The following is a 14,113-nucleotide window of genomic DNA, read 5'->3' on the forward strand; positions in this document are numbered from 1 at the left end:
CCTGGCAGCGGTGAGCGAAGTCGTTCCTCCCGCCGCGGCAGGCAACCGTTTCCTGGAAGTCCGCGAACTGCGGGTGCACTTCCCGACCGACGACGGCGTGGTCAAGTCCGTCGACGACCTGACCTTCGGCGTCGACCGCGGCCAGACCCTCGGCATCGTGGGTGAGTCCGGCTCTGGCAAGTCCGTCACCAGCCTGTCGGTCATGGGCCTGCACAAGAAGGGCACCGCCCGGATCACCGGCGAGGTCCTGCTCGACGGCGAGAACCTCGTCGGGGCGAGTGAGGAGCGGGTGCGGTCGCTGCGCGGCAAGCGCATGGCGATGATCTTCCAGGACCCGCTGTCGGCGATGCACCCGTACTACACGGTGGGCACGCAGATCATCGAGGCGTACCGGATCCACAACAAGGTCACCAAGGCCGTCGCGCGCAAGCACGCGATCGAGATGCTGGACCGGGTCGGGATCCCGAACCCGAAGTCGCGTGTGGACGATTACCCGCACCAGTTCTCCGGCGGTATGCGGCAGCGCGCGATGATCGCGATGGCGCTGTCCTGTGACCCCGAGCTGCTGATCGCCGACGAGCCGACCACCGCACTCGATGTGACGGTGCAGGCGCAGATCCTCGACCTGATCCGGGATCTGCAGCAGGAGTTCAACTCCGCGGTCATCATCATCACCCACGACCTGGGCGTGGTGGCGGAGCTGGCCGACGACATCATGGTCATGTACGCGGGCCGCGCCGTGGAGTACAGCAGCGCCGAGGAGATCTTCAACTCGCCGCAGCACCCGTACACGTGGGGCCTGCTGCGGTCGATGCCGCGGCTGGACCGGGAGCGCACCGCGCGGCTGGTGCCGATCAAGGGCACCCCGCCGAGCCTGATCAACGTCCCGGAGGGCTGCCCCTTCAACCCGCGCTGCGCCTACGCCGACCTCAATGGCGGGCTCAGCACGACGGAGCGCCCCGCGTTCCGCGACGTCGGCGGCGGCCACTACATCGCCTGCCACCTTTCCGCCGAGGACCGGATCCGCGTGTGGGACACCGAGATCAGGCCGACGCTGTGAGTACGGAAAACGGGGACGCAATGAGCGAGCTTGCGAGTGAATCATCGGGCACAGTGCCTTCGCGAGTGGAGCCCCCGAGCCAGCGAGGGGGCCTAATGAGCGCACAGACAGAAACCCCTGCCGAGCCCAAGAAGCTCGGCGGGGACCTGCTGACCGTGACCGGTCTGCAGAAGCACTTCCCGATCCGCCGCGGCCTGCTGCAGCGCCAGGTCGGCGCCGTCCAGGCGGTCGACGGGTTGACCTTCAGCGTCAGGCAGGGCGAGACGCTGTCGCTGGTCGGCGAGTCCGGCTGCGGCAAGACCACGACCGGTCGGCTGCTGACCCGGCTGCTGGAGCCCACCGACGGCAAGATCGTCTTCGAGGGCCGCGACATCAGCCACCTGTCGACCGGCCAGATGCGCCCCCTGCGCAAAGACATCCAGATGATCTTCCAGGACCCGTACTCGTCGCTGAACCCGCGCCACACCGTGGGCACGATCGTCGGTGCGCCGTACCACCTGCAGAACGTCAAGCCCCAGGGCGGCGTCAAGAAGGCCGTGCAGGACCTGTTGGCGCTGGTCGGGCTCAACCCCGAGCACTACAACCGGTACCCGCACGAGTTCTCCGGCGGCCAGCGCCAGCGCATCGGTATCGCACGCACCCTGGCCCTGCGCCCGAAGCTGATCGTGGCCGACGAGCCCGTGTCCGCGCTGGACGTGTCCATCCAGGCCCAGGTCGTCAACCTGCTGGAGGACCTGCAGAGCGAGTTCGACCTGACCTACGTGATGATCGCCCACGACCTGTCGGTCGTGCGCCACGTGTCCGACCGGGTCGCGGTGATGTACCTCGGCAAGATCATGGAGATCGCCGACCGCACCGCGCTGTACGAGCGTCCCATGCACCCGTACACGGTGGCGCTGCTGTCGGCGGTCCCGATCCCCGACACCGCCCGCCGCGAGTCCCGCGAGCGGATCCGGCTGCAGGGTGACGTGCCCAGCCCGATCAACCCGCCGTCGGGCTGCCGCTTCCACACGCGGTGCTGGAAGGCCCAGGAGATCTGCAAGACGCAGGAGCCGCCGCTGGCGGAACTGCAGCCGGGCCACCAGGCCGCGTGCCACTTCCCGGAGAACACCACCGAGATCACGATCGACCCGATGGGCATCACCGCCGCCAGCTGACGAGAAAGCCGCCTCCGGGCGGCTTTCCTCTTTGGTACCCACCGGACATCGGCAGGCAACACTCGCGGGCGTCAATGGGTGGCATGCCTGAGGCCGCGCACGTGTTCGCTCCCGATCCGCTGGCGGTGACGCTGCGGTTCCGGGAGATCCACGGGTACCGCCGCGCCTACCGGATGGGTGGGTCAGGTCCGGCTCTGTTGTTCATCCATGGCATCAGCGACTCGTCGGAGACCTGGCGGCACGTGCTGCCTGAACTCTCCAAGCGCTACACCGTGATCGCCCCGGACCTCCTCGGCCACGGCGACTCCGACAAGCCCCGAGCCGACTACTCGGCCGCCGCCTACGCCTGCGGGATGCGCGACCTGCTCGCGGTCCTGGACGTCGAGCACGTGACGGTCGTCGGCCACTCCCTCGGCGGCGGCGTCGCCATGCAGTTCGCCTACCAGTTCCCGGAACGCTGCGAGCGGTTGGTGCTGGTCAGCGGCGGGGGAGCCGGTCGGGCCGTGCACCCGATGCTGCGCCTGGCGGCCGGTCCGTGGGCGGAGGCGGTGCTGCCCCTGGCCACTTCTTCTCCCGCCCACGCCGTCGCGCGGACTCTGCTGTCGCTGGTCCCCGGCCTGGCGGGCATCGACCACCCCGGCGACCTGGCCTACGTGCTCGACCGCTACCGCCTGCTGCGCGAACGCTCCGCCCGCACGGCTTTCCTCCGGACGCTGCGCGCCGTGGTCGACCAGCGGGGCCAGGTGGTCACGATGCTCGACCGCAGCTACCTCGCGGTCGGCGTCCCAACCCTGCTGATGTGGGGCGCCCGCGACCAGATCGTCCCAGCTTCGCAGGCCACCGTGGCACACGCGGCACTGCCGGGCAGCGAGCTGGAGGTGTTCGAGGACTCCGGCCACTTCCCCCACCACGACGACCCGGCCCGCTTCGTCGCCGTCCTCGACGCGTTCCTCGCCACGACTTCCCCTGCCACCCACGACCCGTCCACCTGGCGCGAAATCCTCCGCGAAGGCAAGCCGGTCGCGCCACCGACCGGCGTGGACCCGGACGACGTGTCCTCCGGCTCTTGATCCGACGAGTCGGCGTCAGACACAATGTCCGGACATGATGTCCGGCGAAGGGGTCGGCGTGGACACCTGGATCTGGATCGCCATGCCGGTCGCCGCGATCGTGGTCGCGTGGACCGGATGGGCGGTCTACCGCCGAGTCGTGGCGTACCGGCGGCTGAACGCGACACTGCAACGGCTCGGCGCCCACGCCGGGATCGTCGGCAGGCCCCGACTGTCCGGCGACAACCGGTTCAACGGACCGTTCGTCGTCGGCCTGTCCGCGATAAGGCCGGGCACCCCGGAGTCGGTCGCCGAAGAGCTGACCCGGTCAGCGCGATCCCTCGGCTACCGGACCTCCAATGTCCGCCCGCCGTGCCCGGCCAACGCGCCGTGCCTGTTCCGCCCCGTCAACGGGCTCCCCTCGGTGGCCTTCCGCACCTTCGGGCCGGGCGCGCCGCTACCCGGGACCGAACTCGAAGTGCCCGCGCGGCACTGCGGGGTCGTCATCAGCGCGTACTGACCTACCCATGCCGCCCACCGGAAGATGGGTGAATCGTCCGACGCGGTCAGAGGCAGCAGGCTCGTAGCGTCGAGGGCCTCGCCCGAAGGAGGCCCGAAATGACCACTCAACACGTCGAAACGCTCATCATCGGGGCAGGTCAGGCCGGTCTCTCGACCGCGTACCACCTGCGCAAGCGTGGCCGCGACTGCCTCATCGTCGACGGCAACGACCGGGTCGGCGACAACTGGCGCAGGCAGTGGGACTCCCTCCGGCTCTACACCCCCGCCAAGTACGACAGCCTCCCCGGCCTCCCGTTCCCCAAGCCCAACTGGGAGTTCCCCACCAAGGACGAGGTCGCCGACTACCTGGAGACCTACGCCCTCCACCACGACCTCCCCGTCCGCATGAGCACCCGCATCGACGCGCTCGAAGCCACCGCGACCGGCTACCGCGCGGCCATCGGGCCCGACGCCATCACGTGCGACAACGTCGTGGTCGCCACCGGCACCTTCGGTCGCACCCCCGACATCCCCGACTTTGCCAAGGAACTCGACCCGAAGATCCGGCAGCTGCACTCCAGCGAATACCGCAGGCCAAGCCAGCTCAAGCCCGGCCGCGTGCTCGTCGTCGGCGCGTCGCACTCGGGAATCGATGTGGCCTACGAGGTCGCGCTCACCCACGACACCGTCCTCTGTGGACGCGACTGCGGCCAGATCCCGCCCAGGCTGGAGTCCAAGCGGATGCGTGCGCTCTTCCCGGTCATGCTGTTCATGGCCAGGCACGTGCTCACCCGCCGCACGCCGATCGGGCGGAAGGTCATGGGGGAGATCAGGTTCCACGGCGGCCCGATGCTGCGGGTGAAGCGCGCGGACCTCAAGGAACGCAATGTCGAACGCACCGAGGACCGGGTCACCGGAGTCAAGGACGGGCGCCCGCAGCTCGCCGACGGGCGGGTGGTCGACGCGGCCAACGTCATCTGGTGCACCGGATTCCAACAGGTGTTCGACTGGATCAAGCTGCCCGTCATCGGCGACGACGGCTGGCCGCGCGAGTACCGCGGCGTCGTCGAGGACGCACCCGGCCTCTACTTCTGCGGCATCAGCTTCCAGTACGCCTTCAGCTCGATGCTGCTGCCGGGCGCGGGCCGCGACGGCGAGTTCGTCGCAGGCCACATCGCGGGCCGCAAGGTCCTGGCGAGGGCTTGACCAGCGGCTATCCTGCCAAGGGTGGGCGTGGTCGAGGATCTGGCGAAGGCCCGCGCGGCCTTCGAGCACCGCCGCTGGCTGGCGGCGTACGACGCGCTGTCCGACGTCGACGACCTCGACCCCGCCGACTTCGTCCGGCTCGCCACCGCCGCCTGCCTGGTCGGCCGCCGCAACGACTGCGTCCAGGCCATGCAGCGCGCCTACCAGGGCCACATCGCCGCGGGCGACACCCTCGCCGCGGTCCGGTGTGGCTTCTGGCTGGGGATGACGCTGCTGATGAGCGGCGAGGCGGCGGTCGGCGGCGGCTGGGTGAGCCGCAGCAAGCGGCTGCTGGACGACATCCCCGGCGACGTGGTCGAACGCGGCTACGTGCTGATGCCGACGATGCTGGGCAGCATCTTCGCCGGTCAGTTCGACACCGCCCAGGCCGTGGCGCTGGAGGTCACCGACTACGGCCGCCGCTTCCGCGACCCCGACCTGACCGCCAACGGCCTCAACGCCCAGGGCCGGATCCTGATCTTCGTGGGCCGCGTCCCGGAGGGCTTCGCCCTGCTGGACGAGGCCATGACCGCGGTCGCGGGCGGCGAGGTGTCCCCGATCTTCGCGGGCCAGATCTACTGCTCGATGATCGAGGCGTGCCAGGAGGTCTGCGACTACGGCCGCGCCGCCGAGTGGACCAGCGCCCTGACCGCCTGGATCGACGCCCAGCCCGGCCTGGTCATGTTCACCGGCCAGTGCGCGGTGCACCGGGGCCAGATCATGCGCGTGCGCGGCCACTACACCGAGGCGGTCGAGGAGTTCGACCTCGCGGTCCGCCGGTACGTCGAAGCCGACACCCCGGCCGCCGCGGGCCTCGCGCTCGCCGAATGGGGCGACGTGCTCCGCGTGCGCGGCGAGTTCGACGCCGCCCAGGCCGCCTACGACCGCGCCAACGGCTACGGCCACGAGCCGCAGCCCGGCCTCGCCCTGCTGTGGCTGGCCACCGGCCGGAAGGAGGCCGCGCTCGCCGCCGTGCGCAGGCTGCTGCTCGAACCACGTCCCCTGCCGCACCGCTCCCACCTGCTGCCAGGCGCCGTCGAGGTGCTGCTCGGCGCGGGCGAACCGGCCGACGCCGCGGCCCTCAGCGTCGAGCTGATGTCGATCGCGGAGTCCTTCGGCTGCCCGGCCCTGCGGGCGATGGCGCACTACGCGCGCGGCGCCGTCGTGCTCGACATCGACCCGTCGACCGCCCTCGCCGACCTGCGCACCGCCGCCCACGAGTGGCAGCGCCTCAGCGCCCCCTACGAGATCGCCCGCTGCCGCCTGCTCATGGGCAAGGCACTCCGCGCCCTCGGCGACGAGCAGTCCGCCGCGACCGAGTTGACCGCCGCCCACCAGGCTTTCCACGACCTGGGCGCGGCCCCCGCCGAGCAGGCCGCCGCGCGGATGCTCACCCCGACCGTCCCAGGTGGACTCACCGAGCGCGAGGTCGAGGTTCTCCGGCTGGTCGCCGCGGGCCGCAGCAACCCCGAGATCGCCGCGACCCTCGTGCTCAGCGAGAAAACCGTGGCAAGGCACCTGTCGAACATCTTCGCCAAGCTCGACGTCCCGTCCCGCACGGCGGCGGCCAAGTTCGCCTACGAGAACCGGCTCACCTGATCGGGTGGCCTGCGGATAAGCTGCCGCAGCCCATCACGCTCTGTCGCGTGATCCTGGGGGCATTCCCTGAAGGAATGAAGGTCATCATGAGCACTGACATGCCCGCGATCCCGCCCGCGCCCGAGGCCGTGGAGCCCGAGCAGAAGAAGAGCACGAGCGTCGGCGTCAAGATCCTGCGGTACGTCGGCGGCCTGGCTGTCGCGGCACTGCTGGTCTACGGCTTCAACTACTTCACCAGCGACGCCGCCCAGGCCAAGGCGGGCGACTGCGCCGCCGTCGCGGGCACCACCAGCAAGCCCGACTTCAAGACCGTCGACTGCGGCGCCGCCGAGGCGAACTACACCATCGGCAAGGTCCTGTCGAAGACGTCGGAGTCCTGCGGCGGCACCTACGACGAGTACATCGAGACCGGCCGCGGCCCGGACTCGAAGCTGTGCCTGGTCCCCAAGCTGGTCGAGGGCACCTGCTACGACACGAACACCAACAACAACATGGGCATGGCCGTCGTCGACTGCGGCAAGCCCGACGCCGTCAAGATCACCAAGCTGCTGACCGGTGTCGAGGACAAGGCCCAGTGCCCCGACAGCAGCGGCATCACCTTCCCGGAGCCGAAGCTGACGATCTGCTTCGGCCCCGGCGTCGAGGCGTAAAGACGCGTGCGTGGACCGGGCCTACTTGTGGGCCCGGTTCACCGCCGAGACAACGGCCTTGAGCGAAGCGGCCACGATCGAGCTGTCGATCGCGACGCCCCACAGCACCTGGTCGCCCACCGCGCACTCCACATAGGCCGCCGCCCGGGCGTCGTCGCCCGCGGTGAGAGCGTGCTCGGAGTAGTCCAGGACCCGCACGTCGTAGCCGACCGAGGCCAGCCCGTCGACGAAGGCGGCGATCGGGCCGTTGCCCGCGCCCGTGATCTCGTGCTCCTCGCCCTCCACCGTCACCGACGCCTCGATCTCGTCGCGGCCCTCGCCGTCGTCGGAGATGCGGTTGCGGCGCAGGCGCAGCGGGGAGATCCGGTCGAGGTACTCGCCCGCGAAGACGTCCCACATCTCCTTCGGGCTGACCTCGCCGCCCTCGTTGTCCGTGACGGCCTGGATGACCTGCGAGAACTCGATCTGCAGCCGACGCGGCAGCTTCAGCTGGTGCTCGGTCTTCATGATGTAGGCGACGCCGCCCTTGCCGGACTGCGAGTTGACCCGGATGACCGCCTCGTAGGAGCGGCCGATGTCCTTCGGGTCGATCGGCAGGTACGGCACCTCCCACGGGTGCTCGTCCACCCCGACCCCGGCGGCCTCCGCGTCGGTGCGCATCGCGTCGAAGCCCTTGTTGATGGCGTCCTGGTGGCTGCCGGAGAAGGCGGTGAACACCAGGTCGCCGCCCCACGGGTGGCGCTCGGCGACGGGCAGCTGATTGCAGTACTCGACGGTGCGGCGGATCTCGTCGATGTCGGAGAAGTCGATCTGCGGGTCGATGCCCTGGCTGAACAGGTTCATGCCCAGGGTGACCAGGTCGACGTTGCCGGTGCGCTCGCCGTTGCCGAACAGGCAGCCCTCGATGCGGTCGGCCCCGGCCTGGTAGCCCAGCTCGGCGGCGGCTACGCCGGTGCCCCGGTCGTTGTGCGGGTGCAGGCTCAGGATCAGCGAGTCGCGGTTGTCGAGGTTGCGGTTCATCCACTCGATCGAGTCGGCGTACACGTTGGGCGTGGCCATCTCGACGGTCGCGGGCAGGTTGACGATCATCGGCCGGTCGGGCGTCGGCTGCCAGACAGCGGCGACGGCGTTGCACACCTCGGCGGCGTAGGACAGCTCGGTGCCGGTGTAGGACTCGGGGGAGTACTCGAACCGGAAGTCGGTGTCGGCGTACTTCTCGGCGAAGGCCAGCACGACCTCGGCGCCGTCGGTGGCGATCTTCTTGATCCCCGCGCGGTCCTGCCGGAACACGACGCGCCGCTGCAGGATCGACGTCGAGTTGTAGAGGTGGACGATCGCCGAGTGCACGCCCTCCAGGGCCTCGTACGTGCGCTCGATCAGCTCGGGCCGGGCCTGCGTCAGCACCTGGATGCGGACGTCCTCCGGGATGGCGCCCTCGGTGACGATCTCGCGGACGAAGTCGAAGTCCGTCTGGCTGGCGGCCGGGAAGCCGACCTCGATCTCCTTGTAGCCCATGCGCACCAGCAGGTCGAACATGCGGCGCTTGCGGGCGGGCGACATCGGGTCGATCAGCGCCTGGTTGCCGTCACGCAGGTCGACCGCGCACCACAGGGGCGCCTTGGTGATGCGCTTGTTCGGCCAGGTGCGGTCGGGTACGTCGATGGGCTCGACCAGCTCGGGGAACGGGCGGTACCGGTGGAACGGCATCGAGCTGCCCAGCTGCGGGTTCCACGCGGGCTGGTCACCGGGCGCGGGCTTCGCGGGCGTGCGGATGCGGCTGTTGGCGGAGCTGAAGGAATCGGGGCTGCTCATGGTGCGGGTCTCCTGCTACGAGAGTCGGCGACCGGCGAACGCCAAACTCCGCGACGGGGGGCCGGCCTGGTCAGGCCCCGTCGCGGCAGCGAAGCAGGAGGAGAGCCACCCGGCCAGAGTAGCCACCGTTCGGCCGAATGTGGAATCGGAAGTCCACATCCTGGGCCGGACACGATTTCACCGGGCGAAATAACGGAGACGAACCAGCCGGTTGCGCATTGTGGCCGAAGACGCTGCGATGGGGGTGTGATCAGCAACGAACAGCCCGCCAAGGTGCGGGCACTCGCGATGGAACTGAAGGCCGCCCGTGAACGCGCGGGCCTGAGAACACGGGACGCGGCGGTGAAGATCGGCACGTCCGCGCCAACCTTGAACCGCTCGGAGAAGGCCAAACGCTTCTCCCCGATTGAGGACGTCTCGGCGCTGCTGGCGATCTACGGCGTCACCGGGTTCGAACGCATGAGGCTCATGGAACTGGCTCAGGATCTCGACAAGCCACACTGGGTCGAGTCGGAAGGCAAGTCGCACCGGATCACTCCGTCGCTGCGGCTGTTCGAGGCCCAAGCCACCAAGATCACCCAGTTCGCGAACGCTTTGATCCCCGGTCTGCTCCAGACGCCCGCTTACATCCGGGCGCTCATGACCGCCACCCCGTTCAGCGATGAGGGCAGGGAGCGACTGGTGGCCGCGAGGTTGGAGCGACAGGCGATCTTCACCAAGATCGTCAGCCCGAACTATGAGGTCTTCCTCGATGAGCGGGTGTTGCGGCGACAGGTAGGCGGTGCGGATGTGATGGTCCAGCAGATTCAGTGGTTGCTCGCTCGGATGGAGCAGGCGCACATCAGCATCCGCGTGATCCCCTTCAAACACGGCTACTACCTGGACCCGGGCGCCTACATGCTGATGGAATTCAGGGAAGACTTCCCGATCGTCTACTTCGAGAGCGCGGCGGTGTCCGGGTTCCTCCATAAGGCTGACAGCATCCATCGCTATCGCGGGTTCACCTCTACGATGAACCTGATGGCGTTGGGTTCAGCCGATTCGGTGAAATTCCTGACGAGCATGGTGGCTGATTACGAACGGGGATGAAACGGGATGCGCGCAGAGTGGCGGAAGTCGACGTTCAGCGAACCCCATCAGCAGGACTGCGTCGAAGTCTCCTACGCCACCGTCGTTCGTGTCCGTGACTCCAAGAACCCCGAAGGCGGCACGCTTTCCTTCCCGGTCCCCACCTGGTTCCCCCGCCGCCTAGCCGCCCACGTTTGACGATCCCCTGGTCGGGGCATATATCGACCATGACTACGCACAGGTGGTACGCAGCGCGTGGGCGTGGGCGCAGCACCCCGGCCCGCATCGTGGCCGGGATCGGTGCCTTATTCGCCCTCATCGAGGTCGTCTACATCCTCCTGATCATCTTCGGGGCGAACGCCGCCAACGCGTTCTTCCGGTTCATCGCCTCACTGGCTGAGCCGCTCGCCCTGTTCTTCCCCGGTCTCTTCCCCATCGCCAACCCGACGCTCGCCGTCATCGTGAACTACGGCCTCGCTGCCGTGTTCTGGCTGGTCGTGACCGGACTGGTGGCTCGCGCCCTGCGCTGAGCGATGCCAGACTTTGCCCATGGCCGACAGCACCGAAGAAACCGCCGCCGCTCCCCGGCGCACCGCCGCTGAGTGGCGCGCGGACATCGTCGGGCTGGTGGCGGGCATCGTCCGCTGGGTGGGGCTGGTGATCGCCCTGATCCTGGTCGTGCACGTCATTCTCGTGATGGGCAACGCCAACCAGGGCAACGGCATCACCAGCTTCTTCCGCGACTGGGCAGAACCGCTGGCCCTCGCGTTCAAGAACCTGTTCACGCCAGACGACCCGAAGCTGGCCGTCCTGGTCAACTACGGCCTGGCCGCCGTTTTCTGGCTGGTGGTCTCGACCGTGGTCGCCAAGCTCATTCGGCGTCTGGCCTGAACGGTTCGCCCCAGCGGTCGGTGAAGGCCAACTCGGCGGCGGGTTTGCGCCTGCGCGGCTTCGTCTCGCGCTCGCGCTTCTCCGGCGGCAGCAGTTCCGGCGACCCGAGCACGCCGACGGCCACCGCGACCAGCGGCCTGGCCGTCGGCGGCAGCTCGAACTCCGCCACGACCGCCGCCTTGTCGAACCCGGCCATCTGATGGGCGACTAGCCCCTCCGCGACGGCCTGCAACACCAGGTTCTCCGTTGCCAGGCCGACTCCGTACTCCGCGTACGGGATGTCGCCCTTCTCGTTGACCGTCGACGCGCACGCCACCAACAGCGCGCCCGCGTTGACCGCCCACGCCTGGTTCCCGCGGTTCAGACACCCCAGGATCCGGTCGAACGTCGACGTTCCGCGCGGTCCGACGATGTAGCGCGCGGGCTGCGTGTTCCCGTACGACGGCGCCCACCGGGCCGCCTCCAACATCCGATTCAACGCTTCCAGCGGCACGACCCCGGCCGGGTCCAGCGCACGCGGGCTCCAGCGTGCCTTGATCAGCGGGTGCGGCTCAGATGGCATAGCCCCACGACGTGATCGAGTACGCGCCGAACCAGGCCGACGCGACCGCCGCGCCCGCGAGCGTCAGCAGCACCGTCGACGTCCGGCGCTTCGCCAGGCCGATCGCGATCGGGATCAGCAGGGTGAAGGCGGGCACCATCAGCCGCGCCTTCGAGTTCATCAGGCCGTTCGAGCACAGGTCCATCGCCAGGACACCGGCCGCGTAGACCACCAGCGGCCACTCCAGCCGCTTCCGCCAGCAGATCACCAGCAGCGCCAGCGCGACCACGATCAGCCCGACCGTCGCCACCTCCAGCACGGACCGCGCGTTGCCCAGCACCTCCAGGCTGAATTTGATCGTGGCGCCGCCGCCGTCGAACTCGGAGTCCCAACCGCGCCGCTGCAGGGCGAACCAGCCGTCCCACTCACCGGTCTGCGTGCCGACCCACGCGAGGTAGCCGATCAGCCCGACCGGCGCGACGAGCCCGCCGACCCAGGGCTTCCACGTCTCCCGCCGCTGAATGATCGCCACGATGATGGCCAGCCCGACCGCCAGGATCAGCGCCGCCGCCGTCGGCCGGACCAGCCCCGCCACCGCGCAGCACAGCCCCGCGCCGATCCACTGCCGCTCCAGCACGAACACCAGCGCCCACACGGCGAACGCGCAGAACATCGCCTCCGAGTACGCCATCGACAACACGATCGCCATGGGCGACGCGGCGAACAGCGCGACCAGGATCAGCCCGACCTTCCGCGACCCGCCGGAGATGATCGTGCCCAGCCGGGTCATCCCGTACGCGCACACCACCCCGAACGCGACGGTGATCGCCAGCGCGGAGGGCAGCAGCAGGAACCCGAGATCACTCAGCCAGCCGACCACCGTCGGATAGCCGGGGAAGAACGCCAGCGGCGTCTCGGCGCTGCGCCGGTTGAACGCGTCGACCAGGTTCGGCGGCACGTCGGCGTAGCCGTGGCCCGCGATCGCCAGGAACCACTGCCCGTCCCACGACTTCAGCGCGTCGGTGGCGGACTGGTTGTTCTGGCCCGCCATCCAGGTCAGCACGAGCAGGCCGACCTCGCGCACCCCGAGAAACACCAGGCCAGGGGCTAGAAGATTGGCGATCCTGGCGAGCGTCCACCGCCGTGCACGGTCTGGAGCCGGTGCTGGCGGAGCGGTCGTCGCCTCCTGGGCGCTCTGCGGCGCCACGTCCGTCGCAGACACCCCGATCCTTTCCATCTGCCATGGCCGTAGTAGATCCCCAGGGTAGCGGCTGCGCCATCCGGGCCAGTGGGCACGGCGGAGAGGACCACCGTGCCCACCGCCGACTCAGCTCTTGCCGTCGCAGAGGACCTTGCCGAGGGTTACGGCGCGGTCCATGCCGTTGGAGGAGCTGGTCCCGCCGCCGTTGAACACGTTGATCACCGCGAACGCCGCGCGCGAGCCGTTGGCCGTGCCGCCCGCGATCGACTGGTAGCCGGGCCACACGCCGTAGTGGCCGTAGGCGATGGCGCCGTTCTCACACGGCAGCACGAACTTGTCGACGCCGAGGCCGTAGTTCGGCGCCGTCGAGCCGGGCGCGTTGTTGGGCGTGGTCAGCTGGGCGATCTGCGCGGGCGCGAGGAGCTGCCCGCCGAACAGCGCCCGGTAGAACTTCGTCTCGTCGGCGCCGCTGGAGACCAGGCCGCCCGCGGGCCCGCCGATGCTCGGGTCGACCAGTTCGGTGGTGTCCACCGCGAAGATCCCCGTGCCGATGTACCCGCGCACGTGGCCCGGCGGCAGCGTCTTGACCGTGGGCAGGAACGTGCTGGTCAGGCCGAGTGGCGTGACGATCCGGCTGGTCAGCTCCTGGCTGTAGGTGCGCCCGGTGACCGCCTCGATGATCATGCCGGCGAGGAAGTAGTTGGCGCCTGAGTACAGCCACCCGGCGCCGGGGGCGAACTGGGCGGGCTTGGCCAGGCCCCACGACGCGACCGTGGCCATCGTCTGCGGCTGGGTGTACTTGAGGTCGGCGTAGCCCGCGACGTCCGAAGGCAGGTGGTCGCCGATGCCGCTGGTGTGGTTGAGCAGCTGCCGGGTGGTGATGACGTTGCCGTCGTAGTTGCCGGTGACGACCCCGGGAATGTAGGTCGCGACGGGGGCGTCGAGGTTGATCTTCCCCTCGGCCACCAGCTGCAGCACGATCGTGGCGGTCATGGGCTTGGACAGGCTGCCGACGCGGACCTTGTGGTCCGGGCCGAACGGCAGGTTCCACCACAGCTCGCGGGTGCCGGTGGTGACGCTCCACAGGGTGTCGCCGTCGCGGACGACCGCGCTGCCGCCCGGGGCGCCGTAGCTGGCGCGGAGGTCCTGGATGGCGGTCTGGGCCGCCGGGTGGGTGTCCGCGGTGGCCGTGCCCGCGGTGAGCAGCATGGCGGCGGCCACGAGGCCGCCGAGTCTGACGGATAAGCGCATCGCGCTTCCTTTCGTCGATGATCACCTCCGATTATGAACGCGTTTGTTCACCAATAGGCGGATGTTCCAGCCCGCGATGTGGTGGCGG

Annotated in this window: 15 protein-coding genes; 11 read left to right on the forward strand and 4 right to left on the reverse strand. The window is 69.3% G+C overall.

Annotated elements, in window-relative coordinates:
• Positions 1 to 10 precede the first annotated feature (10 nt).
• The 7 genes from ACSHT8_RS24535 to ACSHT8_RS24565 all read left to right on the forward strand — a co-directional run bounded on the left by ACSHT8_RS24535 (position 11) and on the right by ACSHT8_RS24565 (position 7,261).
• Positions 11 to 1,060, forward strand: coding sequence for an ABC transporter ATP-binding protein (locus ACSHT8_RS24535; protein WP_436493246.1), 1,050 nt, complete (start codon positions 11 to 13; stop codon positions 1,058 to 1,060).
• A 95-nt stretch (positions 1,061 to 1,155) separates the two neighbouring features.
• On the forward strand, positions 1,156 to 2,217 hold the full coding sequence (locus ACSHT8_RS24540; RefSeq protein WP_436493247.1) for an ABC transporter ATP-binding protein: 1,062 nt from the start codon (positions 1,156 to 1,158) through the stop codon (positions 2,215 to 2,217).
• 83 nt (positions 2,218 to 2,300) lie between these two features.
• Entirely contained in the window at positions 2,301 to 3,287 is a 987-nt protein-coding gene (locus ACSHT8_RS24545; protein WP_436493248.1) for an alpha/beta fold hydrolase, read from the forward strand.
• Positions 3,288 to 3,321: 34 nt separating this feature from the next.
• Entirely contained in the window at positions 3,322 to 3,786 is a 465-nt protein-coding gene (locus ACSHT8_RS24550; protein ID WP_436493249.1) for a hypothetical protein, read from the forward strand.
• 98 nt (positions 3,787 to 3,884) lie between these two features.
• Positions 3,885 to 4,973, forward strand: coding sequence for a flavin-containing monooxygenase (locus ACSHT8_RS24555; protein ID WP_436493250.1), 1,089 nt, complete (start codon positions 3,885 to 3,887; stop codon positions 4,971 to 4,973).
• A gap of 21 nt (positions 4,974 to 4,994) precedes the next feature.
• Positions 4,995 to 6,611 carry a LuxR C-terminal-related transcriptional regulator gene (locus ACSHT8_RS24560; RefSeq protein ID WP_436493251.1) on the forward strand — a complete coding sequence of 539 codons (1,617 nt, stop codon included), beginning with the start codon at positions 4,995 to 4,997 and terminating at the stop codon, positions 6,609 to 6,611.
• A gap of 86 nt (positions 6,612 to 6,697) precedes the next feature.
• Complete coding sequence (locus ACSHT8_RS24565) at positions 6,698 to 7,261, forward strand: LppU/SCO3897 family protein (RefSeq protein ID WP_436493252.1); 564 nt, start codon at positions 6,698 to 6,700, stop codon at positions 7,259 to 7,261.
• A gap of 21 nt (positions 7,262 to 7,282) precedes the next feature.
• Here ACSHT8_RS24565 and leuA read toward each other — a convergent pair whose 3' ends face one another.
• Positions 7,283 to 9,073 (reverse strand): 2-isopropylmalate synthase, encoded by a 1,791-nt coding sequence (leuA, locus tag ACSHT8_RS24570; RefSeq protein ID WP_436493253.1) that lies wholly within the window; start codon positions 9,071 to 9,073, stop codon positions 7,283 to 7,285.
• A gap of 246 nt (positions 9,074 to 9,319) precedes the next feature.
• Here leuA and ACSHT8_RS24575 point away from each other — a divergent pair, with 246 nt between their 5' ends.
• Genes ACSHT8_RS24575 through ACSHT8_RS24590 form a run of 4 tightly spaced genes read left to right on the forward strand, consistent with a single transcriptional unit; the run spans position 9,320 to position 11,032 of the window.
• Entirely contained in the window at positions 9,320 to 10,162 is an 843-nt protein-coding gene (locus ACSHT8_RS24575; RefSeq protein ID WP_436493254.1) for a helix-turn-helix domain-containing protein, read from the forward strand.
• Positions 10,163 to 10,168: 6 nt separating this feature from the next.
• Positions 10,169 to 10,339 carry a DUF397 domain-containing protein gene (locus tag ACSHT8_RS24580; RefSeq protein WP_436493255.1) on the forward strand — a complete coding sequence of 57 codons (171 nt, stop codon included), beginning with the start codon at positions 10,169 to 10,171 and terminating at the stop codon, positions 10,337 to 10,339.
• A 29-nt stretch (positions 10,340 to 10,368) separates the two neighbouring features.
• A complete protein-coding gene (locus ACSHT8_RS24585; protein ID WP_436493256.1) occupies positions 10,369 to 10,671 on the forward strand; it encodes a hypothetical protein in 303 nt (100 codons plus the stop codon).
• A 19-nt stretch (positions 10,672 to 10,690) separates the two neighbouring features.
• A complete protein-coding gene (locus ACSHT8_RS24590) occupies positions 10,691 to 11,032 on the forward strand; it encodes a hypothetical protein (protein WP_436493257.1) in 342 nt (113 codons plus the stop codon).
• Here ACSHT8_RS24590 and ACSHT8_RS24595 read toward each other — a convergent pair.
• From ACSHT8_RS24595 to ACSHT8_RS24605, 3 genes are all read right to left on the reverse strand, one after another.
• Positions 11,013 to 11,594 carry a nitroreductase family protein gene (locus ACSHT8_RS24595; protein ID WP_436493258.1) on the reverse strand — a complete coding sequence of 194 codons (582 nt, stop codon included), beginning with the start codon at positions 11,592 to 11,594 and terminating at the stop codon, positions 11,013 to 11,015. The two genes, ACSHT8_RS24590 and ACSHT8_RS24595, sit on opposite strands and share 20 nt — an antisense overlap.
• Positions 11,584 to 12,669, reverse strand: a complete 1,086-nt coding sequence (locus ACSHT8_RS24600) for a hypothetical protein (RefSeq protein ID WP_436493259.1) — start codon at positions 12,667 to 12,669, stop codon at positions 11,584 to 11,586. Before ACSHT8_RS24600 ends, ACSHT8_RS24595 begins: the two co-directional genes overlap by 11 nt.
• Positions 12,670 to 12,900: 231 nt before the next feature.
• Positions 12,901 to 14,025, reverse strand: coding sequence for a serine hydrolase domain-containing protein (locus ACSHT8_RS24605; RefSeq protein ID WP_436493260.1), 1,125 nt, complete (start codon positions 14,023 to 14,025; stop codon positions 12,901 to 12,903).
• Positions 14,026 to 14,113: the final 88 nt, after the last annotated feature.

The sequence above is a fragment of the Actinokineospora sp. HUAS TT18 genome (assembly GCF_051364635.1).
Lineage (GTDB): Bacteria > Actinomycetota > Actinomycetes > Mycobacteriales > Pseudonocardiaceae > Actinokineospora.

What these genes read in the sequence shown, in the direction of transcription:
- ACSHT8_RS24540 (WP_436493247.1), top strand. Translation starts at nt 1,156, where the DNA reads ATGAGCGCACAGACAGAAACCCCTGCCGAGCCCAAGAAGCTCGGCGGG.
- ACSHT8_RS24545 (WP_436493248.1), top strand. Translation starts at nt 2,301, where the DNA reads ATGCCTGAGGCCGCGCACGTGTTCGCTCCCGATCCGCTGGCGGTGACG.
- ACSHT8_RS24550 (WP_436493249.1), top strand. Translation starts at nt 3,322, where the DNA reads ATGATGTCCGGCGAAGGGGTCGGCGTGGACACCTGGATCTGGATCGCC.
- ACSHT8_RS24555 (WP_436493250.1), top strand. Translation starts at nt 3,885, where the DNA reads ATGACCACTCAACACGTCGAAACGCTCATCATCGGGGCAGGTCAGGCC.
- ACSHT8_RS24565 (WP_436493252.1), top strand. Translation starts at nt 6,698, where the DNA reads ATGAGCACTGACATGCCCGCGATCCCGCCCGCGCCCGAGGCCGTGGAG.
- leuA (WP_436493253.1), bottom strand. Translation starts at nt 9,073, where the DNA reads ATGAGCAGCCCCGATTCCTTCAGCTCCGCCAACAGCCGCATCCGCACG.
- ACSHT8_RS24580 (WP_436493255.1), top strand. Translation starts at nt 10,169, where the DNA reads ATGCGCGCAGAGTGGCGGAAGTCGACGTTCAGCGAACCCCATCAGCAG.
- ACSHT8_RS24585 (WP_436493256.1), top strand. Translation starts at nt 10,369, where the DNA reads ATGACTACGCACAGGTGGTACGCAGCGCGTGGGCGTGGGCGCAGCACC.
- ACSHT8_RS24590 (WP_436493257.1), top strand. Translation starts at nt 10,691, where the DNA reads ATGGCCGACAGCACCGAAGAAACCGCCGCCGCTCCCCGGCGCACCGCC.
- ACSHT8_RS24595 (WP_436493258.1), bottom strand. Translation starts at nt 11,594, where the DNA reads ATGCCATCTGAGCCGCACCCGCTGATCAAGGCACGCTGGAGCCCGCGT.
- ACSHT8_RS24605 (WP_436493260.1), bottom strand. Translation starts at nt 14,025, where the DNA reads ATGCGCTTATCCGTCAGACTCGGCGGCCTCGTGGCCGCCGCCATGCTG.